Origin of the sequence: Paenibacillus whitsoniae (genome assembly GCF_003955665.1) — a bacterium.
GTDB classification, from domain to species: Bacteria; Bacillota; Bacilli; order Paenibacillales; family NBRC-103111; genus Paenibacillus_E; species Paenibacillus_E whitsoniae.
This window is the reverse complement of record NZ_RXHU01000057.1, coordinates 1-22,104: the sequence shown is the minus strand read 5'-3', so window position 1 is coordinate 22,104 and position 22,104 is coordinate 1. Positions and strand designations below refer to the sequence as shown.

The following is a 22,104-nucleotide window of genomic DNA, read 5'->3' as shown; positions in this document are numbered from 1 at the left end:
CCTAATTGCGAAAGAAGAGGAGACCCCTCTTCTTTTTCTGCGTTACTTGGAGCTCGCTGAGCGGGGCTCGACCTTGGCTTAGCCTTGTTAAGGGAAAGAGGACTTATTCATGATCAAAGAAGTGATTGTCGTGGAAGGCAAGGACGATACGGCGGCCATCCGCCGAGCCGTGGAGGCGGATACGCTCGAGACCGGCGGCTCCGCGATCGGTCAAGCTGTGCTGAAACGCATCGCGCTTGCCCAGGAGCGGCGAGGCGTTATTATTTTCACGGATCCCGACCATGCGGGGGAGCGGATCCGCAAAATCGTCGCCGCCAAGGTGCCGGGCTGCAAGCATGCGTTTATTACGCAGGAGCAGGCTGCGTACAAGGGCGACATCGGCGTGGAGAACGCCGCGCCGGAAGTGATCCGGCAGGCGCTTCAGAGCCTGCGTACGGAATATGAGGGCGCTGTGTCGCAGCTGACCATGGCGGATTTGATGGCGGCCGGGCTCATCGTGCACGAGGACGCGGCGGCCCGCAGGCTGGCGGTCGGCAACGCACTCGGCATCGGATATTGCAACGGTAAGCAGTTTTATAAGCGCTGCGCGATGTTTCAAATTTCCCGCGAGGAATTTGAAGCGGCGCTGGAGCATTTGGATCAGTAAAACTTACAGATAATGAGGTCTATGCTATGTCTATACCCCGTAACGAAGTAATCGTAACAGCAGACGATGTCGCAACGCCGAGCAAGACGAAACAAATTTTGAAGCAGCACGATCTCGTGCTGAAGAAGAGCCTCGGTCAGAATTTCCTGATTGACCAAAATATTTTGAGCAAAATCGTCAGCGCCGCCGAGCTGGATAAGAGCAGAGGCGCTCTCGAGATCGGCCCTGGTATCGGCGCGCTCACGCAGCAGCTGGCCAAGCTGGCCGGCCGCGTCGTGGCCGTCGAGATCGACCAGCGCCTGCTGCCCATTCTGGGCGAGACGCTGTCGCCGTACCCCCATGCCTCCGTTGTGCACGGAGACATCTTGAAAACCGACCTGCTGGTGTTGTTCCGACAGCACTTCGAGGGCGTAGACGGCGTCTCCGTCGTCGCCAACCTGCCTTACTACATCACGACGCCGATCATTATGAAGCTTCTCGAGGAGAAGCTGCCGCTGGAGAATATCGTCGTGATGATTCAAAAAGAAGTGGCGGACCGCATGGCCGCTCGTCCCGGCACCAAAGACTACGGCAGCCTGAGCATCGCCGTTCAGTTCTACTGCGAGGCGGAGCTCGTTACCATCGTGCCCCGCACCGTGTTTGTGCCGCAGCCGAACGTCGATTCCGCCGTTATTCGGCTGCGCGTGCGCAAAACGCCGCCTGTCGAGGTGGAGGACGCCGACTTCTTCTTCGCTGTCGTGCAGTCAGCCTTCGTCCAGCGGCGCAAAACGCTCTATAACAACCTCGCGGCGCGGTTCTTCTCCAAAGAGAATAAAGCCGAGCTGGAGGCGCTGCTGCACGGGATTGGCATCGACCCTTCTCGCCGCGGCGAAACGCTCAGCATGGGCGAATTTGCGCGTCTTTCGACAGCGCTGCGCGCTCACGGCTGCAAATAACCCGCACCAAATGCCCAGTCTCGCCATAGGATACCCCTAGGAGGGGATTTGAGCGATGAGGCAAGGCGATTATGTAACTCGGAAGTCCTATGGCGGCGACATCGTATTCAGAATCGAGCGGATCGAGCATTTGAGCGCGATTCTGCGCGGGGTCGATTATCGGCTGCTTGCGGACGCGCCGCTAACGGATCTGACGAAGACGGCGCCGCCGGCGGAAGCGATCGACCATCCGCGTTCAGGCACACCGGAATTTCGAGAGGCGTTCCGGCGGCTCGCGCTGGCGCAAGTTCAATTGCAAGAGAAGAACCAGCAGACGGTTCAACATAAACAAAAGGTGCAGGTGCTGCACAACAGCTATTTTGAAGTGCCGGGCAAAGTGCTGCATCTGGACGGCGATCCGGCCTATTTGCGCAAATGTATGCAGCTCTACGGCGAGCTGCGAGTCCCGGCGGAAGGCTTCTTCATCCCGGAGTCGCAGATGGCGGAGGCGCTGCACCGGCTGCTTCCGCAGATTAAGCCGGACATCGTGGTCATCACGGGACACGACGGCATTTTGAAGCATCGGCTCAGCGGCGGTCTCACGAACCTGTCGAGTTATAAAAACTCGCAGAATTTCGTCAACGCCGTCCACGTGGCGAGGCAATACGAACGCAATCGCGATGCCCTGATTGTGGTGGCCGGAGCGTGTCAATCGCACTTCGAGGCGCTGCTGCGTGCCGGGGCGAACTTCGCCAGCTCGCCGGGGCGCATTCTTATTCATGCGTTGGACCCGCTGAGCATCGCAGCGAAGCTATCCTACACGTCTGTGAAGGAGACGATTTCGATGCTTGACATCGTGGATTTGACCGTAACGGGTTTAGACGGCTTAGGCGGCGTGGAGACGCGTGGAAGCTACCGTATGGGGGTGCCAGGCATCCAACATGCGGAAGAGTCTGTATAGCGTTGCTGCGCGTCTCTCGCGCTGTTGCATTCATAAGAACACGGCAAGTCCCCCGCAGGAAGCGGGTAGGCTTGGCTGTGTTCTTTTTTTGTGGGGGAGATCCCGATCACTTCAACTGGAAATGTGTGAATATTTTGCGAACGATGGAGAGAATCTATTGAGGTGAGAAATTCGGGGATACATAAAAATGCCGTTGACAATAGGATTGGGGTACTGATATAATATTTGCCCTCATTTGACATGATTGTCTCTATCGGTTATAATTAACAGGGAAAGAGGTGGTAGTTGACAATGGCTAAAAATGCGCTGTTGGAGATCAAACGCAGTTTGGAGCCCCACGTCGGGCAGAAGATCATGTTAAGAGCGAACGGTGGTCGTCGAAAGACTGTCGAGCGTTCCGGAGTTTTAGAAGAAACCTACCCTTCTGTGTTCATTGTTAAACTGGACCAAGAATCACATGCTTTTAAGCGAGTTTCCTATAGCTACGCCGATATTCTGACGGAGTCCGTTGAAGTTACGGTCTGTAACGACGACGGCCAGGTACGCATCACATATATTCAGCATTAGTTCCATATGGTACGGATCGGACAGGCCTGCGGGTCTGTTTTTGCTTTTAATGGCGGAATAGAAGGGCGAACGGTTGGGGCATACTATCTCCATCTACGCCAGCTAGAGGATGCAATCTACTTTGCTTCAGAGGAGGTTTGTGTATGAGTCGAAGAAGAGGCGTTATGTCCGAAAGTCTAAAATATGAACTAGCCAAAGATTTAGGCTTCTATGATGTGGTGCAGCGCGAAGGTTGGTCCGGCATCCGTACGAAGGATGCGGGCAATATGGTCAAGCGCGCGATTCAAATCGCGCAAGAGCATCTGGCCCAGCAACACGCAGCGTCGGTGCCGCCCGCGTATGGGTCCGCTGCCGGCGGCGGGTATCGAAGCCAACAAGGTGTGGGCAGCCAACAAGCGATGAGCGGCCAGATGCAGGCTCCTTATGTTGCAGCGGGACAGCCGCAAGGCTATACGCAGACAAGTTCGTATGCGCAACAGCAAGCGGGGCCTTCGGGCTATTATGCGGCGGGCGCGCGTCCGCCTTATGGGCAGCAGCCGACACAGCATTCCACCTACAGCTAAAGCGATCAGCTTTAGCTTTTTTTATGCGCATTTGTTATAATATTGCAATGGCAAATGAGCAAAAGAAGGTGAACGGATTGAAGATTTACGAGAAGGCACCGGCGAAAATCAATTTATCGCTCGATGTTTTACATAAACGTACGGATGGCTATCACGAGGTCGAGATGGTCATGACCATGGTCGACTTGGCGGATCGAATCGAGATGCAAGAGTTGGAGCGAGACACGATCATCATTTCCAGTCAGGCGGGCTATATACCGTTAGATGAGAAAAATCTGGCTTTTCAGGCGGCGCGGCTGATCAAGGATCGGTATGACGTGAAGAATGGCGTCTATATTCACTTGGATAAGCGCATTCCAGTTGCGGCTGGGCTTGCGGGCGGCAGCTCGGATGCGGCGGCGACGCTGCGAGGGCTCAATCGGCTGTGGAACCTCGGCATCTCCATGGAGGAGCTGCAAGTGCTGGGCGCCGAGCTCGGATCGGACGTGCCTTTCTGCGTAACGGGCGGCACCGCGCTGGCGACGGGGCGCGGCGAGAAGCTGCAGCCTATTGCGTCTCCACCGCAATGCTGGGTCGTGCTTGCCAAGCCGCCGATCAACGTGTCGACATCCGAGATCTACGGCAAGCTGAATGCGAACGGCATCAAACAGCATCCGTCTACGGCGGATGTGCTTGCGGCGATTCGGGACAAGCAATTCGATCGGCTGTGCGGCAGTCTTGGCAACGTACTGGAGGAAGTGACGCTGGAGCTGTACCCGGAAGTGCGGCATTTGAAGGAATGCATGCAAAGGCTGGGCGCAGATGGCGTGTTGATGTCCGGCAGCGGGCCGACGGTGTTCGGGCTGGTTTCAAAGGAAGCGAAGGTGGCGCGTATCTACAATGGGCTGAGAGGGTTCTGCAAGGATGTCTATGCCGTGCGCATGCTGACGTAAGCGATAGGATGAGTGAGAAGAGCCCCACCGGGGCTCTTTTTTTCCGAGAGGGCTGGATGGAGTTGAGCGGGTCTCTGTATCGCCGGAGGTGGGTGCCGAGGGAAGCGTTTTGCAATAGCGCAGTCCCCTATACAGGCGTGTGCCTCCTTGTACCCCTCCTTAGAGACGTGTACCCTATTTTTCGGGCAGCTTGCATCCGTCTATGCTGTACACCCCCCCTGTGCACACCATGTCCGCACGACAACCTGCATTTCCTACAGGTAATTTCGACTACAGAGGGAGATTTGCGGTATGAACCTGCATTACCTACATCATAATTCGCGAGTCATCGGTCAAAACAGACGACTTGGGCAGAGTTAGCGAAAATTTGATGTAGTTTTTACAGGAACACGAGCAAATTACCGGCTTTTACGGGGATTTGATGTAGTTATTACAGGTTCGGGATGGTTCAGGAAGGTCGTGAGTGACCGTCGAACGATTTCGCCGAAATTACAGCTTTGCGAGGTGGCCCCGCTGAACGTGTGCCGCCTTGGAAGCGCTCCCTGTTGAACTTCTCACGGCCATAATGCGTCCATTGAAATAACTGCAGGGATTGCAGGATTCAATACGTCTGTCTTTGAGTCATGTCATTTCTGTGTCAGGTCTATGTTAATATATTTTTCATGCTTAGCTTGAATAAATACGTATAAAAGTGGTATATTTTCATTATAATATTCGGATTTTTGGGGGTAGTGCGATGAAAAAGTTGAAAAGGAGCGCCAGGCTGGTAGAAATGACACAGTACTTGTTATTTCGCCCCCATTCGTTAATTCCTTTAACGACTTTTGCCGAGCGTTACAACTCTGCCAAATCTTCTATTAGTGAAGATCTTGCAATTATTAAAGAAGTTTTTGAAGAAGAGGGTTTGGGGGAGCTTAATACCCTGGCCGGAGCAGCCGGCGGTGTGAAGTTCTCGCCGAAGGTGCCGAAGGAAATTTCTCTGAAGTTCATCCAGAGTCTTTGTTTGCAATTACAGCAGCCGGAGCGCATTTTGCCGGGCGGATATTTGTATATGTCGGATATTATGGGGCAACCTCAATATTTGAATGAGATTGGCAAGACATTTGCTTCGGCGTTCGCCGGTCGCGAGGTCGATGTGATTATGACGGTGGAGACGAAAGGCATTCCGCTGGCGTATGCGACAGCAACGTACATGAACCTGCCGGTCGTGATCGTTCGCCGGGACAGCCGTGTGACAGAGGGTTCGGCGGTGAGCATCAACTACGTGTCGGGCTCCAACAAGCGGATCCAGACGATGTCGCTCGCCAGACGCGCACTCAAGGAAGAGTCGAAGGTGCTGATTATCGACGACTTTATGCATGTGGGCGGGACGATTCACGGCATGATGGACCTGTTAGCGGAGTTCAAAGCGACGGTGCAGGGCGTGGGCGTCTTTATGGAATCGTGCGAGGCGGAAGAGCATCTCGTTGATGACTATGTGTCCTTGGCGCGTCTGTATGGCGTCGACTCGAAGACGAAGCAGATTACGGTTGAGCCGGGCAACTATTTTGACTAAAATGATACGCAAAGGAGATTTCCCTGATATGGAATTCATTTCAACATCCGCAGCTCCGGCTGCGATCGGTCCCTATTCTCAAGCTGTGAAGCTGGGCAACTTGCTGTTCACATCCGGTCAAATCCCGCTTGGTCTTGACGGTCAAATCGTGCAAGGCGGCATTAAAGAGCAGACGCATCAAGTTTTTGCGAATTTGAAAGGGGTTTTGGAAGCCGCAGGCTCTTCGCTGCAGCAGGTGGTGAAGGCGACGGTGTTCCTGAAGGACATGGGGCAGTTCGCCGAGCTGAATGAGATCTATGCGTCCTATTTTGGCGACCACAAACCGGCTAGATCGACCGTGGAAGTAGCGAGATTGCCGAGAGATGTGTTTGTCGAAATCGAGCTAATTGCTGAAATTTCTGTCGAAAATTAACAGAAACATAAAGAATACATTAAATTATCGAATATTTCAAAAAACGGAGAAGGAATTTGCACTGCAATGTGGAATATATCACCCAAGTCTCAGAGATGGAAAAAGGTGGTGAACATAAGTGCAAATTACAGACGTAAGACTCCGCCGGGTTAACTCCGAGGGGAGGATGAAGGCTATCGCTTCCATTACGATCGATAACGAGTTTGTTGTCCACGACATTCGCGTGATTGACGGCAACAATGGGATGTTCGTAGCGATGCCGAGCAAGCGCACACCGGACGGTGAGTTCCGCGATATTGCGCATCCGATCTCGTCGACGACTCGTGAGAAAATTCAAGCAGCTGTACTCGCTGAATACGACCGCGCAGCTGTTGAAGAAGAAGTAATCGAAGAAGGCGCATAATTCTGACAATTGAGAGGGCCCTAAGAGTCAGTCCGATGAACGTATCGTCGTACTGACTCCTACGGGCTCTCTTTTCATTTATACAGGAATGATGCTATATTGAAATGAAGCACTTATACCGCAGAGAACTATCTATTTATAACGTATCGTAAAGGGGTTGGATCAACGTTGAAGCTGATGGCGATAGTACTGGCCGCAGGCCAAGGGAAACGAATGAAATCAAAGCTGTACAAGGTGCTGCACCCGGTTGCAGGCAAACCGATGGTAGGGCACGTTGTGGACACGCTCCAACATATAGAAGTGGCAAAAACGGTCGTGGTTGTCGGCTACGGTGCGGAAGCCGTGCAAGCCTATCTTGGCGAGCAGGTGGACTACGCGCTGCAGGAGCAGCAGCTCGGTACCGGGCATGCGGCGCTGCAGGCGAGAGAAGCGTTGGGCGCGGAAGACGGCTTGACCGTCGTCATTTGCGGGGATACGCCTTTGATCTCGGCCGAGACGCTGCAGCACACGATCGCGTTGCACCGGAATACGGGAGCGGCGGCAACGATTCTGACTGCAAAGCTGGATGAGCCGACGGGATACGGCCGCATTATTCGCGGGGAAGATGGGCGCGTAGTACGCATCGTCGAACAGAAAGATTGCACGCCGGAGGAAGTGGCGACGCAAGAGATCAATACGGGTACGTATATTTTCGATAACCGGAAGCTGTTCCGGGCACTTGGTTCGGTGACGAACAACAACGCGCAAAATGAGTACTATTTGACGGATGTAATCGGCATTTTGACAGAGAGCGGCGACATCGTGCAGGGCTACTGCATGGCGGATCCGGCTGAATCCATCGGCGTCAACGACCGTGTGGCGCTGTCCGAAGCCGAGCAGCTCATGAAAGCCCGCATTAACCGCGAGCATATGCTGAATGGCGTGACGATCATCGATCCGGTGAACACGTACATCGAGAAGGATGTGCGGATCGGCACGGATACGGTGCTGCTGCCGGGAACGATTTTGCGGGGAAGCACGGTCATCGGTGAGCAGTGCACGATCGGGCCGAACACGGAGATCATCGACTCCGTCATCCAGGATGACGTGACGATCAAGCAATCCGTACTGCAGAACGCGACGGTGGACAGCGAGACGTCTGTCGGGCCTTTCGCTTACTTGCGTCCGGGCGCGAAACTAGGCAAGCAGGTCAAGGTCGGTGACTTCGTCGAGATCAAAAACGCTTCGCTTGGCGACGGCTCGAAAGTGTCGCACCTGAGCTACGTCGGCGACGCGGTGGTCGGCACGAACGTCAATATCGGCTGCGGCGCGATTACAGTGAACTATGACGGCTACAACAAGAACTTGACGGAAATCGGCAACGATGCGTTCGTTGGCAGCAATGTCAATCTGATCGCGCCGGTCAAAATAGGTGACGGCGCCTACGTGGTGGCCGGCTCTACAATTACGCACAATGTCGAGCCCGGCGATTTGGCGATCGCGCGCGAGCGTCAGTCCAACAAAGTTGGCTACGCCGACAAGCTGAAAGCGCGGATGAAAGCACGGAAGGCGAACAAAGAGGGGTAATGATCGGATGAGGGAAGGCTGTCGGGTTTTCAGCACCGAGAAGGTTGTGTGAAGTTGAAGAAGGAGGAGCGGAGTGTAGGCAAAACCTGCATGAGCACCGCACTTCGAAGCTGAGCGCAAGATTCGACGCCGAATTCGCTTCCTGATTAGCTTCGTGATGGAAAGCCGAAACCTCTAAAATTTGGATGGAACCTCCTAAGGTTGGGCACGCTATGAACTAGCGATGACTCACCGGCCCCGCAGGCGGCAGTCTGACGGGTCAGGCCGGGCTAACTTTAGGAGGTTCTTTTTCATATGGCTGTATCTTTACAAGCGGAAGCCCGCAAAGAAGCGACAAAATCCGAAATCAAGCAAATGCGCGCGAAAGGGAAAATTCCTGCCGTCGTGTATGGCGAGAAAGTAGCCTCTACCGTCATCACGGTGGATTGGAAGGACGTACAGACGGTGCTTCGCACAAATCCGCACGCGATTATCGATCTGTCGATCGCTAGCGCCGGTAGGCAGCCGGTCATGATCAACGAGATTCAGCGCAATCCGATGAGCCGCGAAGTGCTGCATATTGATTTCCACCAAATCAATATGAACGAGCCGATCAAGACAGTCGTGGCGCTTGAGTTCACCGGCGATGCGGTCGGCGCGCGCGAAGGCGGCATTGTGCAGGTGCAAATGCATGAAGTTGATATTCGCTGCATGCCGAACCAAATTCCGGCTTCCATCGCCGTGGATATCTCCAGTCTCGGCCTCGGCGATAACCTGCACGTGAGCCAAATCAGCGTGCCGGCTGGTGTCGAGATGAAATCCGATTCGAACGACATCGTCGTTACGATTCTCGTGCCGCAGAAGGAAACGGCAACACCGGAGCCTGCGAACAACGAGGAGCGGGTGGGCGAAGCGGAGACGTCGAACGAGGCGGCGACGGCAGGACAACCGACATAGGCTAAGAAAGCCGGTTGATGCGAATTCCGGTATTTGGAGTCGCCGGCGGATGGCGGCGCTCCATGCCGCGCAGGAGCATGCGAAAGAAGCCCTCGCAGTTGCGGAGGCTTCTTTTCTCTTTTTGCATTGAAAGCGCTTCATCTTTCTGGTCTAATAACCCGGCCTGGAAAGAAAAACATGGGAGTTTCTGTTATAGTAAGTATGATTGATTTTAATAAAAAAGCGGTTGTATAATTCGATAAAACCTATATCCTTGTGCACATTTTGATAGTATACTTGGACGGGAATATCGGAGTCGGCATGATCTTGGAAATGATCGTCGCTGGTGAGCTCTTCGCCATTCAGATACATGAATTGGATCACTCTCTGCTTTCCATAGGCTGGGATTGGGACTACACGTCAACAATAACCTTCGGCGCAATTTTGTGCAAAGGTTTTCTACCACTATATTTGGGAGATGAACGGAGTATGAAATGTTTTATCGGTCTGGGCAATCCGGGCAAGCAATATGAATTGAATCGTCATAATGTGGGGTTTATGGCGCTGGATCGTTTTGCGGAGAAGTGGGGCATCACGACGTTTCAGAACAAAAATAAAGCGCTGCAGGCCGAAGGCGTCGTAAACGGCACCAAGGTGTACCTGCTCAAGCCGATGACGTACATGAACTTGTCAGGTGAGTCGATGCGGGCGTTTCTCGATTTTTATAAAGCGAAGCTGGAGGATGTGGTCATCGTATATGACGACATGGATACGGCGTTCGGGCAAATTCGGCTGCGCTATCAAGGAAGTCCAGGCGGGCACAACGGCATCAAGTCCATCATTCAGCACGGCGGGACGCAGACGTTCGACCGCATTCGGATCGGCATCAACCGCCCTGCGCCGGGTTTTAATATCGCAGACTATGTGCTGTCGAACTTCACGAAAGAAGAGATGAAATCGATCGGCGAGGTGTTGGATTTGACGTGCGACGCGATGGCTTTCTCACTCACGAACTCGTTCGAGAAAACGATGGCCAAATTTAATAAATAAGCAGCTTGGCTGCCTCTGCGATCAAAGCCTCTGGCAGATTCGGCTAATTTCCCCGAAGAATGGGCATACTGGGATGTAATCGAATTGTCATAGGAGGCATACATATGATCAAGTACATTTGCAGGCATTGCCATACGTTCGTTGGGGAAATCAACCAGTCCGCGATTACGGAGCAGCAGTTGGGCTTCCATTCCTTGACCCCCGAAGAGCGGAGAGATATAATATCGTATAATACGAATGGAGATGTAACGGTCAGAGTGGTTTGCGACTACTGCCGCGAGGCGCTGGAGGCGAATCCCGAGCTGTCCCTGCTCGCCAGTCCGTTACAATGATGAAGATGAAGAGTTCATAGCCTAGGCACGTTGCCGAGGCTTCTTTTTGTGAGGGGAGTGTACTTGTTTGCAAGCTTTAATTCAGGCTTTTTCTGCGGATAACGACTTTCAGACGATTGTGACAGGCCTTAAGTCCGAGATGAAAGAGCAGCTCATCGCCGGGTTAACCGGCTCCTCCCGCCAGGTGATGATTGCTTCTCTCGTCCGTGAGCTTGACCGTCCGTTATTCGTTGTTACCCATAATATGTTCGCGGCGCAAAAAATTGCGGAAGACCTGCTCGAGTGTCTGTCTCCCGAGGAAGTGCTCCTCTATCCGGCTCAGGAGTTGCTGACGACGGAAGAAGCCGCATCCTCGCCGGAAATGCTGGCGCAGCGCATCGATGTGCTGACGAAGCTCGCAGGCGGTTATCGCGGCGTGGTGATCGCACCGTTCGCAGGCGTACGCAGACTGCTGCCGGTCAAGCAAGTGTTTGAAGAATCGCGCGTGACCATTAACGTTGGCGATACGGTTAGGCTGGACGACCTGCTGGCTACGCTGTCGGGTCTCGGGTATGAGCGGGTCGAGCGCGTAGAGACCAAAGGCGAAATGAGCGTACGGGGCGGGATTCTGGATCTGTATCCCCTGACCTCGGAGAATGCGATACGAATTGAGCTATTCGACGTCGATGTCGACTCTATTCGGACATTTGATGTGAGTGACCAGCGGTCAATAGATAAATTATCGTCCATAACGATCCCGCCGTGCCGTGAGATTCAAGCGGATAGGAAGCGCTTACATTCAGCGGCGCAGCATGCCTATGAGCTGCTGCAGGCACAGCTGGCCAAAATGACCGACCGCACAGCCAAAGACAAGCTGCTTGAAGGCATCGGCCACGACATCGAGCTGCTGCGTGAAGGACAGACGTTCCCTGGCATTTATAAATATATTTCTCTCCTCTATACGGAAAGACAGACCCTGATGGACTACATGCCCAAGGACACGGTGCTTGTCATCGACGAACCGGCCCGCTTGCTGGAAACGGCCAAGCAGCTTGAGCGCGACGAAGCCGAGTGGATGATGCATGCGCTCACCGAAGGGAAGAGCTTGCCGGCTTTTGTGCTGTCCAAAAGTTACGAAACGCTGCTGCACCGCAGGCCATTCCCGACGTTGTACGTGTCCTTGTTCCTTCGCCAGGTGGCAGGCATTCAGCCGCAAAATATCGTGAATTTCGTCTGCCGCGTCATGCAAAATTTCCACGGGCAGATGAACCTGCTCAAGGCCGAGATGGAGCGCTGGAAGAAGAACGGCACCAACGTCGTCGTGCTAGCGAACGGAGAAGAGCGGGCGGAACGCGTCCGGCGCGTGCTGCAGGACTACCAGATCGAAGTGCCGGAGATTGTGGAAGGCAACTTGCAGACCGGCTTTGAGATGCCGTCGATTCACCTGGTCGTCATCACCGAGGGCGAGATTTTTACCCAGAAGCAGCGGAAGGCGCGCAAGGTCGAGAAGAAGATGGAGAACGCCGAGCGCATCAAGAGCTATCAGGAGCTAAAAGTCGGCGACTACGTCGTTCATGTGAATCACGGGATCGGGAAGTACGTCGGCATCGGCACGCTGGAAGTCGGCGGTATTCATAAGGATTATATCCACATTATGTACGCGGGCGGCGACAAGCTGTCCGTCCCGATCGACCAGATTGATCTTATTCAAAAATATGTCGGTTCCGAAGAGAAGGAACCAAAGGTATATAAGCTCGGCGGCGCAGACTGGGCGCGCGTCAAGAGCAAAGCCCGCTCGGCGGTCAAGGACATTGCCGACGATCTGATTAAGCTGTATGCGGAGCGTCAGGCAGCGACCGGCTACGGCTTTGGCAAAGACAGCTCCTATCAGCAGGAGTTCGAAGCGATGTTCCCTTACGATGAGACGCGGGATCAGCTTCGCGCCATCGAAGAGATCAAGAAGGACATGGAGAAGGCTCGGCCGATGGACCGGCTCTTGTGCGGCGACGTCGGCTACGGCAAAACCGAAGTGGCGGTGCGCGCGGCCTTCAAAGCTGCCATTGATGGCAAACAGGTCGCGGTGCTCGTGCCGACGACAATTTTGGCGCAGCAGCATTACGAGACATTCCGCGAGCGGTTTTCGGGGTATCCTTTTAATGTGAGTGTGTTAAGCCGTTTCCGCTCCAAGAAAGAACAGACGGAGGTCATGAAAGGCATCAAGAAAGGCACGGTCGACGTCGTCATCGGGACGCATCGCCTGCTCTCGCAAGACGTGCAATTCAAAGATCTCGGTCTGCTGATCGTGGACGAGGAGCAGCGGTTTGGCGTGTCGCACAAGGAGAAGCTCAAGCGGCTCAAAACAAACGTCGACGTACTGACGTTGACAGCGACGCCAATTCCGCGGACGCTGCACATGTCGATGCTCGGCGTACGCGATTTGTCCGTCATCGAAACGCCGCCGGAGAACCGATTCCCCGTTCAGACGTATGTGGTCGAGTATGGCCCGACGCTTGTGCGTGAAGCGATTGAACGGGAATTGGCGCGCGAAGGTCAGGTCTATTATCTCTACAACCGCGTGCAGGGCATTACGCAAATGGCTGACCAAATCTCGATGATGATTCCGGACGCCCGGGTGACGGTGGCCCACGGTCAGATGAGCGAGCAGGAACTGGAGAAAACGATTCTCGACTTCCTGGATGGGGAGTACGATGTTCTTGTCTCAACGAGCATTATCGAGACGGGCGTCGACATCCCGAACGTCAACACACTGATCGTCCATGATGCCGATAAAATGGGACTTTCCCAGCTGTATCAGCTGCGCGGACGCGTCGGGCGATCGAACCGGATTGCGTATGCGTACTTCACGTACCAGCGGGATAAGGTGCTGACGGAAGTCGCCGAGAAACGGCTGCAGGCGATTAAAGAGTTTACAGAACTAGGCTCAGGCTTTAAAATTGCCATGAGGGACTTGTCCATTCGCGGTGCGGGCAATTTGCTCGGTGCCGAGCAGCATGGCTTCATCGCTTCCGTCGGCTTCGATTTGTATTCTCAAATGCTCGCGGAGGAAATTGCAAAGCTGAAACTGGAAATCGACGGGGAAGCCGTCACGCCGGAGCCGGAGTGGAACACGTCGATCGATATTCAATTGGATGCGTATTTGCCTTCCGATTACATCTACGACAGCATGCAAAAAATTGAGATTTATAAAAAAGTGGCCGCCATTCGCACATTGGAAGAAGCCGCGGATCTGCATGATGAGCTTGTCGATCGCTTTGGTGATCTGCCGCAATCCGTATTCAACCTACTGACAGTGGCTCGTTTGAAAGCGTACGGTTCGGAATACCGGATTGAAACGATCAGCCAAAAAGGAGAGGATTACCTGATCAAGATGCACATCGATCAAAACAGCAGGCTGGACGGCCAGAAGCTGTTAGCCCTGTCCAAAGGCTTCGATGGACGCATCAAGCTGAATGCAGATCCACAGCTCAATATCGTGATTCGCATTAAAGGTTTAACCGCAGAAGCTGCGGCGGAATTGCTCGAGAAGTTCTTGATCCAATACAAAGATGTGCTCAAAACGAAAGGGGAACTACAAGATGTTGCCAAATAAGACACGCAGACAACGCTCTTCTTCAAAAAAATGGATGGTAGGCCTGGCGACAGTCGTACTTGCCTTTTCTGTACTTACGGCTTGCGGTAAAAAAGATGGCGAAGCAACGTCTTCGCCTGCCGCTTCCGCAGCAGCGACAGGGAAACCGACGGATATTATTGCGACGTACAAAGACGGCGGCAAAATCACACGTGCGGAGTTCGACTCTTTTATCAATGTGAATAAAATGTTCTCTCCGCAGTTGGCTCAATACATGGCCGATCCTGCCTTCCAGCAGGACATGTTGAAGCAAATGGTGACGTTCCGCGTGCTGTCTTCCAAAGTGGACGACAAAGTGAAAGCTGATTCGGACAAGCAAGTGACCGATCAAATGAAAGCCATCACTGACTACTTCGGCAAGCAAGAAGGCGGTATGGACAAGCAGCTCAAAGACAACGGCATCCAGCTTAAGGATATCGAAGATTTGATGCGCATGAGCTTTTATACGATGGGCAGCATGGAAAGCAAAGTAACGGATCAACAGGTGCAAGATTCGTATAAAGAGCAAGCGGCTGCGCACACATACGACATTGCGACGGTTAGTCATATCCTAATTGCGCTTAAAGATTCCGCGACGCAAGCGGATCTGCGCACGAAGGATGCAGCACTCGCTAGAGCGAAAGAAGTGAAGGCGAAGCTGGACGCAGGCGGCGATTTCGCGGCGCTGGCGAAACAATACTCCGACGATCCGGGCTCCAAGGATGCCGGCGGTACGTACAAAGATGCGGAAATCAGCCAATGGGTGCCCGAGTTTGGACAAGCGGCAAGCACGCTGCCCCTCAACAAAATCAGCGATCCGGTGGAAACGACATTCGGTTACCACATCATGAAAGTGGAATCCAGAAGCACGAAGCAGCTGGATGACGCGCTGAAAACGGAAATCAAGTCTCAACTGGCGGAGAAAACGCTGTCTGAATGGGCGGAAACGGAATTCCCGAAAGTGATTGAGACGAACAACCTGCCGAAACCGGAAGCGGCGACGCCAGCTCCGTCTGCGAGCCCTGCTGCAAGCGCGGCGGCAAGCCCGTCGGCAAGCCCAGCGGCGAAATAAATCGAACTCAAGGATGCCTGATTGCAGGCATCCTTTTCTCATGCTTAAGAGCTTTTGTCCCCGGGAAGAGTAATTCGGTTATATTTGGACAACCTAAGCGCAGCAGGATGCAGAGCTAAATAAAGTCAAATCGTCAGTAGCGGCTGCTGCATAGAAGCGTGGGAAGTGAAGAATACTATGGTTAGATTTCAAGTTCCCACCAAATCCCGATCAAGCATACAACGTTTCATGCTCGTGTCGTATCTAATTCGAAAGCGGAAAGTGAGGCATCTAGAGGTATGAAAGCAACTGGAATTGTCCGTCGGATAGATGATTTAGGGAGAGTTGTAATCCCCAAGGAAATACGACGCACCCTACGCATTCGCGAAGGTGACCCTTTGGAAATTTTCGTGGATCGCGATGGCGAAGTGATTCTGAAGAAATATTCCCCGATTGGTGAGCTCGGTGATTTTGCGAAGGAATATGCCGAATCGTTGTTTGAAAGCACGAACCATGTGGCGCTGATTTCGGACCGCGACAACATCATTGCGATGGCCGGCGGCTCGAAGAAGGATTATCTGGAGAAATCGGTCGGTTCCCTCATTGAGACTTGTATGGAGAACCGCAAGCCGATGCTGGAGAGCAACAGCGGTCAATTTGAAATTATCAAGGATGCCAATGAAACCTTCTCCTCCTTCGTGGCGGCACCGATTGTCGCAGGCGGGGACCCAATTGGCGCAGTCATCCTGATCTCCAAGGATGAGAATGTAAAGATGGGCAACCTTGAGGTCAAGATGGTAGAGACAGCCGCCGGATTCCTGGCGAAGCAAATGGAACAATGACCCCATAAATACATGCGAAGGCTTCCTTACAGAGGTGATGGGCTGTAGGTGAAGCTTTTTTGTTGTTTCGCCAACCTTGTTGTTCTTGGGGGAATTTCGCTATAATACGGATAGATTGATTCGTTGGCAGAGGAGACCATTATGGGGGGAACAACCGAGCGGCAATCGGATAAAGCAACAAAAGGCCAAGCTAACCCGCGGAGCAAGCTGGTGCAGGGGGCGATGCTGCTGGGCCTTGCGGCTGTCATCTCGAAGCTACTCGGCACCCTGCAAAAGATTCCGCTCCAGAATGTCGCCGGAGATGCGGTGTTTGGTATTTACAACGCGGTGTATCCGCTGTATATTTTAATTCTTTTTGCGGCGACGGCGGGTTTTCCGGTGGCCGTTTCCAAGTTTGTCGCGGAGCAGGTCCGCCTTGGCGCACACCGGGAGGCCCGGCGTATCGCCTATGTGTCGGGTGTTGTCTTAATGTGCGCAGGCGCCCTGCTTTTTCTGGCCCTGTACTTCGGCGCCGAGCAGATTGCGGCGTGGATCGGTATAGAGCGGACGGCGTCTGCGATCCGAAGCGTATCGTTCGCCTTGCTCGTATCGCCGGTGCTGGCCGTCCTGCGGGGCTATTTTCAAGGCTACCAGAATATGCTGCCTACCGCGGTATCGCAAGTGGCGGAGCAGTTCATCCGTGTCATCACGATGGTGGCGCTGCTGCTGTACATGACGGCCCTTGCTTATGATGATGCGCGGATTGCCGCTGGCGCGACGTTCGGCTCCGTCACAGGGGCGGCCGCAGGCTTAGCCGTGATGGCGGTGTTTTGGCGGCGGGCAATGCGCGAGGGGCAAGAGCCAGGGGGCCCGGCGCAGCAAGAGCAAGAGCGTAAAGGACAATCGAGTCCGGCAGCCCATACTTCCGCCTGGCAGTGGGCCAAGCGTATCGCGCTCTACGCGATTCCGGTATGCCTCGGCGCGATTGTGGTGCCGCTGCTGAATCTGGTCGACACGTTCACGCTGCCGCGGCTGCTCGAAGCGTCGCTCGGCAGCGAAGGCGAAGCCATGCGCGCCTACGGGCTCTACAACCGCGGGCTGCCGCTCGTGCAGCTCGTCGTTATGGTGGCGTCGTCGATGTCCGCGGCGCTCGTGCCGGCGATTGCCGAAGCCAAGGTGAGCGGGCGGGACGACCGCGTCCGCAGCCGTGCCGAAATGGCCGTGCGCGTTGCGTGGCTCGTCGGGCTGGGCGCGTCGTTCGGGCTCGCCTTCGCGGCCGTGCCGATCAATATCATGCTGTACCGCACGGAGGAAGCGAGCTGGACCATGGCCGTGCTGGCCTTCACGGCCCTGTTCTCCACGCTGAACGCCGTCTCGGCCAGCGTGCTGCAAGGCGTCGGCGCGCTCCGCACGCCGACATTGGCCCTACTCGTTGCCATCGCGCTCAAAGCGCTCGGCAACGTCCTGCTCTTGCCCCGCTGGGGCATCGACGGCGCCGCGCTCAGCGCGGTGGTCGCCTACGCCGCTGCGGCGGGGCTGAATCTGGTGCAGCTGCGCCGCTGCACCGGGGTGCGCTTCGCGCTGCGGCCGTACGCCATCAGTCCCGCGCTGGGCGTGGGACTGATGGGCGGCTGCCTCGCAGCGCTGCAGCTGTTGGCCATGCCCGCGGCAGCGGCATGGCACGTGCCCTTGCGATGGAGCGCGAGCGCCATCGCACTCATCAGCGTAGCCGGCGGCGCGGCCGTCTACGGGCTGGCGCTGCTGCGCAGCGGGAGCGTCTCCCGCGCGGAGCTGCAGGAGACGCCGGAGCTGGCGCGGAAGCTCGCGCCGCTGCTCAACAAGCTGAAGCGGTAAGGGAACCCACCCGCGCTTCAAATCAAAGGAGGTGCTGCGCAGATGGCAGCAACGAATGCACGGATCACCGTCCTGGGACTCGGGACGGGGGATGAAGACCAGCTGACGCTCGGCGTCTGGAAGAAGCTGCAGGCGGCAAGCGGAGCGGGAGCGAAGCTCTTTTTACGCACGAAAGATCATCCGATGGTGGCGATGCTGGACGCGAACAACGTCAAGTATGACACTTTCGACAATACGTATGTCCAGCATGCGACATTCGAAGAAGTCTATGAATCTATCGCGGAGGAACTGATGCGGCTGGCGGCAAGCGAGTCTGCGGAAATCCTCTATGCCGTGCCGGGACATCCCATGGTCGCCGAGTATACCGTGCAGCTCCTTAAGGAGCGCTGTCCGGCACAGAGCATCTCGCTCCAAATCATGGGCGGCGAGAGCTTTCTCGACCAAGCGTTTCTGCGGTTCGGCTTCGATCCGATTGAAGGCTTTCAGCTGCTGGACGCGACCAGCCTTAGCCGCTACACGCTCAATCCCAAGCTGCACACGGTAATCGGGCAGGTGTACGACACCTACACGGCGTCCGATCTGAAAATCTCCCTTATGGACGTATACCCCGACGAGTATCGGGTCGTGGTCGGCCATTCCCTCGGCGTTGCCGGGCAGGAGCAGATCATCGAAGTGCCGCTCTACGAGCTGGATCATGTGAAAGGCTACGGCAATTTATCGCTCGTCTGGGTGCCGGCCAGCACGCGGGACGAGGATCACTACCGCAGCTTCGGCCGCCTGCACGAGATTGTGGCCATTCTGCGCAGCCCGGAAGGCTGTCCATGGGATCGAGAGCAGACGCATGAGAGTCTGCGCAAGAATCTGATCGAGGAAGCTTACGAAGTGCTGGAGACCATTGACGAGGACGATCCGGAGCACATGTGCGAGGAGCTTGGCGATTTGCTGCTGCAAGTGATGCTGCATGCGCAGATGGAAGAGGAGGTCGGCACGTTTACGGCCTATGATGTCATTGCGATGCTGAACGAGAAGCTGATTCGCCGTCATCCGCATGTATTTGGCGAGAACAAAGCAGAGGACGCGGACGAGGCGTTGGTGAACTGGAATGCGATGAAGGCGGAGGAGAAGCGTAAGAAAGGCATCGACGTGACCAAGCAGTCCGTGCTGGACGGCGTGCCGCGCGAGCTGCCGGGGTTGATGAAGGCGCTCAAGCTGCAAAAGAAAGCCGCTGCCGTCGGTTTCGACTGGTCTGCGCTGGAAGACGTGCTGGCGAAGCTGGACGAAGAACTGGGCGAACTGCGCCAGGCGATCGCGGCGGAAGGTGAAGGGGCTGCACAGGAGCGGGTGAGCGAGCTGGGCGATGTGCTATTTTCGCTAGTGAATGTTGCTAGATTCCTGAAGATCGACCCGGAAGAGGCCATTGCCAAGACGAATCTCAAGTTTGTGCGAAGATTTTCGTATATTGAGGAGCAGCTACGTTTAAGAGGGCAATCTTTTGAGCAGACTGATTTACTAGAGATGGAAACGTACTGGCAGGCTGCAAAAAAAGTTGCGGAATAAACCGCACCTTAGCAGGATTTTGACGAAAAAAGCAGAATACTAGACTTGGTGCAAGGTAAAATTATGAAAATGTGCAGCCATGTTAGTACATAGAAGAGATGATCTTCGAACATTTTGGGAGGTAAAGAAATCACATGAACAAAACAGACCTGATCAACAACATCGCAGAAAAAAGCGGACTTACAAAAAAAGACGTTGAAGTAGTTCTTAACGGTTTCCTTGGCGAAGTAACAGATGCGCTTTCCGCCGGCGATAAAGTACAATTGATCGGTTTCGGTACATTCGAAACGCGCAAGCGTTCCGGTCGCACAGGCCGCAACCCGCAAACAGGCAACCCAATCGAAATCGCAGAATCCAACGTTCCTGCTTTCAAGGCGGGCAACAAGCTTAAAGAAGCTGTAAAATAATGCGGATCGATAAGTTTCTCAAGGTATCTCGCTTGATCAAACGCCGCACCGTGGCGAAGGATGTGTCCGATCAAGGGCGCGTCTGGATCAACGGCCGCGATGCGAAGGCGAGCACGCAAGTCAAAGTCGGCGATGAGCTGTCCATCCAGTTCGGCCAGAAGAAGGTGACCGTTCGCGTCGAGCTGCTGTCGGAATCGACCCGCAAGGAAGATGCGGCAAAGATGTACACCTTGCTGAAGGAAGAACCGTTTCAAGCAGAGTCGTTGTAACCGTAGAAAAGCCCAGGAACCTGAACAGGTTTTTGGGCTTTTTTTGTTCTATCCTAGGACATCCCCTCATATCGTAAGGATAGATGAAGGAGGGGTACAGGCCATGATCGAACCCGTGAAAAACAACAATAAAAGACAGGAAATCAAGATGCTCAACCGCAGACTTTTGGAGATCTCCGGCGTTTTAAACGTCGAGAGCTTTGACAGCGAAGAGTTCCTCCTTGCAACGGAAATGGGCCACTTGATGATCCGTGGGCAGAATTTGCATATCAAAAATTTGAATCTCGAGCAAGGACTCGTCGCCATTGAAGGAATCGTTCACGAGCTGTCGTATGTGGATGGCAATACCCAGGAGAAATCCAAGGGCTTCCTTGGTAAGTTGTTCAAGTGACGCTGCATACGCAATTCTATACGATTTACATGATGGTCCTGAGCGGCATCTACATCGGAGCCATTTTTGATGTGTTCCGGGTGCTTGCGGGCAAGCTCAGATTGCCGCGCTGGACGATCCCCCTCATTGACGGTTTGTACTGGATTGTGGCGACAATCCTCGTTTTTCGGAATCTGATCGCGAGTAATGACGGACAAGTCCGGGTGTTTATTTTTCTCGGCATTGGCATTGGCATCTGCTTCTACTTCGGGCTGCTGAGCCCTTGGGTCATCCGGCTGACCTTGCTGCTGATCCGGATTGTGATTGCGATTTACCGTTTTCTTAAGAAAACCGTCGAAATCGTCCTCATTAAACCGATTATTGGCTTATATCGTCTAACCGTGATAATTTTAGGCTTTTTGCTCACTGTAGCTATATTCCTGTATAAAATTGTGCTACAATTGCTCTATCCTGTGTGGAGATTATTCTTTTGGATTACGAAGCCTATGCATAAGTATTTGGTGATCCCCGTTTGGTGCAAGCGCCTATGGGGCCGGATTGTCTCCCTCTACCGCAGGTTATTCTCGAAATAGGAGGAAGACCTATTCATGCCAGCTCAAGCAGCCGTTACGGCGAGTCGCGCCCAACGTACAGGTTCAAAGCGAAGACTACGTATTCTCATGATCTTTGTTTTATGCTTTTTATGCTGGGGCATTAACAACATTTGGGGACAGTTTGCCAAGCTGCACGATAGGAAAGCCGTCGTGGCGGATATGCAGCGCCAGTTAACCGAAGCGAAGAGAGTCAATGAGACGACGACCAAAGAAATTGCACGTTTGCATAATGACGAGTATCTGGATCAGATCATTCGGCGAGATTTTCACTATAGCAAGACGGGAGAAACGCCGCTGAGCGCCTCCAAGTCGCAATAAACATGCTTCTTGCAAAACGGGCGAATGCCGTGTTGACCGTGGTTTCCGCATCGGTTATAATCGGCGTAGCCAGTGTTTTCAACATTTTAAGGGAGGAACAGTTTACTTTATGGCAATTGAAGTCGGCACCAAGTTAGAGGGAAGAGTGACGGGGATTACTCACTTTGGAGCATTCGTCGAGCTTGCTGAAGGAGTTACCGGTCTTGTTCACATTTCGGAGATCGCAGACAATTATGTGAAAGACGTTAATGACCATTTAAAGCTTGAAGACAAAGTAACGGTCAAAGTGATTAACGTGGACAAGGATGGCAAGATCGGACTGTCAATCAAGCAAACGATTGATAAGCCAGTTGAGGAAAGACCTGCTCGCCCTGAACGTACAGGTGGCAGCGGCTATCAAGCTGTCTCTTATACACATCT

At 54.0% G+C, this 22,104-nt stretch carries 23 protein-coding genes and 1 pseudogene; all 24 read left to right on the top strand.

Features of this window, described 5'->3' with window-relative positions:
- Window positions 1–109 precede the first annotated feature (109 nt).
- Window positions 110–646, top strand: coding sequence for a ribonuclease M5 (gene rnmV, locus EJQ19_RS19240; RefSeq protein ID WP_126142863.1), 537 nt, complete (start codon window positions 110–112; stop codon window positions 644–646).
- 26 nt (window positions 647–672) lie between these two features.
- A complete protein-coding gene (gene rsmA / locus EJQ19_RS19235) occupies window positions 673–1,581 on the top strand; it encodes a 16S rRNA (adenine(1518)-N(6)/adenine(1519)-N(6))-dimethyltransferase RsmA (protein ID WP_126142862.1) in 909 nt (302 codons plus the stop codon).
- Between the two features lie 55 nt (window positions 1,582–1,636).
- The gene (gene yabG, locus EJQ19_RS19230; protein WP_126142861.1) at window positions 1,637–2,521 is read left to right on the top strand and encodes a sporulation peptidase YabG; all 885 of its coding nucleotides are present in this window, start codon (window positions 1,637–1,639) and stop codon (window positions 2,519–2,521) included.
- A gap of 291 nt (window positions 2,522–2,812) precedes the next feature.
- A complete protein-coding gene (gene veg, locus EJQ19_RS19225; protein ID WP_028557365.1) occupies window positions 2,813–3,088 on the top strand; it encodes a biofilm formation stimulator Veg in 276 nt (91 codons plus the stop codon).
- 143 nt (window positions 3,089–3,231) lie between these two features.
- Window positions 3,232–3,405: pseudogene (locus tag EJQ19_RS19220) on the top strand (small, acid-soluble spore protein, alpha/beta type); the annotation flags it as partial.
- Window positions 3,406–3,728: 323 nt separating this feature from the next.
- Window positions 3,729–4,583 (top strand): 4-(cytidine 5'-diphospho)-2-C-methyl-D-erythritol kinase, encoded by an 855-nt coding sequence (ispE, locus tag EJQ19_RS19215; RefSeq protein WP_126142881.1) that lies wholly within the window; start codon window positions 3,729–3,731, stop codon window positions 4,581–4,583.
- 736 nt (window positions 4,584–5,319) lie between these two features.
- On the top strand, window positions 5,320–6,138 hold the full coding sequence (gene purR / locus EJQ19_RS19210; protein WP_126142860.1) for a pur operon repressor: 819 nt from the start codon (window positions 5,320–5,322) through the stop codon (window positions 6,136–6,138).
- A 28-nt stretch (window positions 6,139–6,166) separates the two neighbouring features.
- A complete protein-coding gene (locus tag EJQ19_RS19205) occupies window positions 6,167–6,550 on the top strand; it encodes a RidA family protein (protein ID WP_126142859.1) in 384 nt (127 codons plus the stop codon).
- A 118-nt stretch (window positions 6,551–6,668) separates the two neighbouring features.
- On the top strand, window positions 6,669–6,953 hold the full coding sequence (gene spoVG / locus EJQ19_RS19200) for a septation regulator SpoVG (protein ID WP_028557369.1): 285 nt from the start codon (window positions 6,669–6,671) through the stop codon (window positions 6,951–6,953).
- 168 nt (window positions 6,954–7,121) lie between these two features.
- Entirely contained in the window at window positions 7,122–8,519 is a 1,398-nt protein-coding gene (gene glmU, locus EJQ19_RS19195) for a bifunctional UDP-N-acetylglucosamine diphosphorylase/glucosamine-1-phosphate N-acetyltransferase GlmU (RefSeq protein WP_126142858.1), read from the top strand.
- A gap of 294 nt (window positions 8,520–8,813) precedes the next feature.
- On the top strand, window positions 8,814–9,455 hold the full coding sequence (locus tag EJQ19_RS19190; RefSeq protein ID WP_126142857.1) for a 50S ribosomal protein L25: 642 nt from the start codon (window positions 8,814–8,816) through the stop codon (window positions 9,453–9,455).
- A gap of 468 nt (window positions 9,456–9,923) precedes the next feature.
- Window positions 9,924–10,484, top strand: coding sequence for an aminoacyl-tRNA hydrolase (pth, locus tag EJQ19_RS19180; protein WP_126142856.1), 561 nt, complete (start codon window positions 9,924–9,926; stop codon window positions 10,482–10,484).
- Between the two features lie 104 nt (window positions 10,485–10,588).
- The gene (locus EJQ19_RS19175; protein WP_126142855.1) at window positions 10,589–10,816 is read left to right on the top strand and encodes an anti-sigma-F factor Fin; all 228 of its coding nucleotides are present in this window, start codon (window positions 10,589–10,591) and stop codon (window positions 10,814–10,816) included.
- Window positions 10,817–10,883: 67 nt separating this feature from the next.
- Window positions 10,884–14,405, top strand: a complete 3,522-nt coding sequence (gene mfd, locus EJQ19_RS19170) for a transcription-repair coupling factor (RefSeq protein WP_126142854.1) — start codon at window positions 10,884–10,886, stop codon at window positions 14,403–14,405.
- Window positions 14,392–15,495, top strand: coding sequence for a peptidylprolyl isomerase (locus EJQ19_RS19165; RefSeq protein WP_164716630.1), 1,104 nt, complete (start codon window positions 14,392–14,394; stop codon window positions 15,493–15,495). The genes mfd and EJQ19_RS19165 overlap by 14 nt, the downstream gene beginning before the upstream one ends.
- Window positions 15,496–15,773: 278 nt before the next feature.
- A complete protein-coding gene (gene spoVT, locus EJQ19_RS19160; protein WP_126142852.1) occupies window positions 15,774–16,316 on the top strand; it encodes a stage V sporulation protein T in 543 nt (180 codons plus the stop codon).
- A gap of 141 nt (window positions 16,317–16,457) precedes the next feature.
- Window positions 16,458–18,149, top strand: a complete 1,692-nt coding sequence (locus tag EJQ19_RS19155; RefSeq protein WP_126142851.1) for a putative polysaccharide biosynthesis protein — start codon at window positions 16,458–16,460, stop codon at window positions 18,147–18,149.
- A gap of 42 nt (window positions 18,150–18,191) precedes the next feature.
- Window positions 18,192–19,706, top strand: coding sequence for a bifunctional methyltransferase/pyrophosphohydrolase YabN (yabN, locus tag EJQ19_RS19150; RefSeq protein ID WP_126142850.1), 1,515 nt, complete (start codon window positions 18,192–18,194; stop codon window positions 19,704–19,706).
- A gap of 134 nt (window positions 19,707–19,840) precedes the next feature.
- The gene (locus EJQ19_RS19145) at window positions 19,841–20,113 is read left to right on the top strand and encodes an HU family DNA-binding protein (protein ID WP_126142849.1); all 273 of its coding nucleotides are present in this window, start codon (window positions 19,841–19,843) and stop codon (window positions 20,111–20,113) included.
- Window positions 20,113–20,382 (top strand): RNA-binding S4 domain-containing protein, encoded by a 270-nt coding sequence (locus EJQ19_RS19140; protein WP_126142848.1) that lies wholly within the window; start codon window positions 20,113–20,115, stop codon window positions 20,380–20,382. The genes EJQ19_RS19145 and EJQ19_RS19140 overlap by 1 nt, the downstream gene beginning before the upstream one ends.
- Window positions 20,383–20,485: 103 nt before the next feature.
- The gene (gene yabP / locus EJQ19_RS19135) at window positions 20,486–20,773 is read left to right on the top strand and encodes a sporulation protein YabP (protein WP_126142847.1); all 288 of its coding nucleotides are present in this window, start codon (window positions 20,486–20,488) and stop codon (window positions 20,771–20,773) included.
- Window positions 20,770–21,345 carry a spore cortex biosynthesis protein YabQ gene (gene yabQ / locus EJQ19_RS19130; RefSeq protein ID WP_126142846.1) on the top strand — a complete coding sequence of 192 codons (576 nt, stop codon included), beginning with the start codon at window positions 20,770–20,772 and terminating at the stop codon, window positions 21,343–21,345. Before yabP ends, yabQ begins: the two co-directional genes overlap by 4 nt.
- A 15-nt stretch (window positions 21,346–21,360) precedes the next feature.
- Window positions 21,361–21,684, top strand: coding sequence for an FtsB family cell division protein (locus EJQ19_RS19125; RefSeq protein ID WP_126142845.1), 324 nt, complete (start codon window positions 21,361–21,363; stop codon window positions 21,682–21,684).
- A gap of 109 nt (window positions 21,685–21,793) precedes the next feature.
- A partial coding sequence (locus EJQ19_RS19120; RefSeq protein WP_126142844.1) for a S1 RNA-binding domain-containing protein occupies window positions 21,794–22,104 on the top strand: 311 nt, incomplete at its 3' end.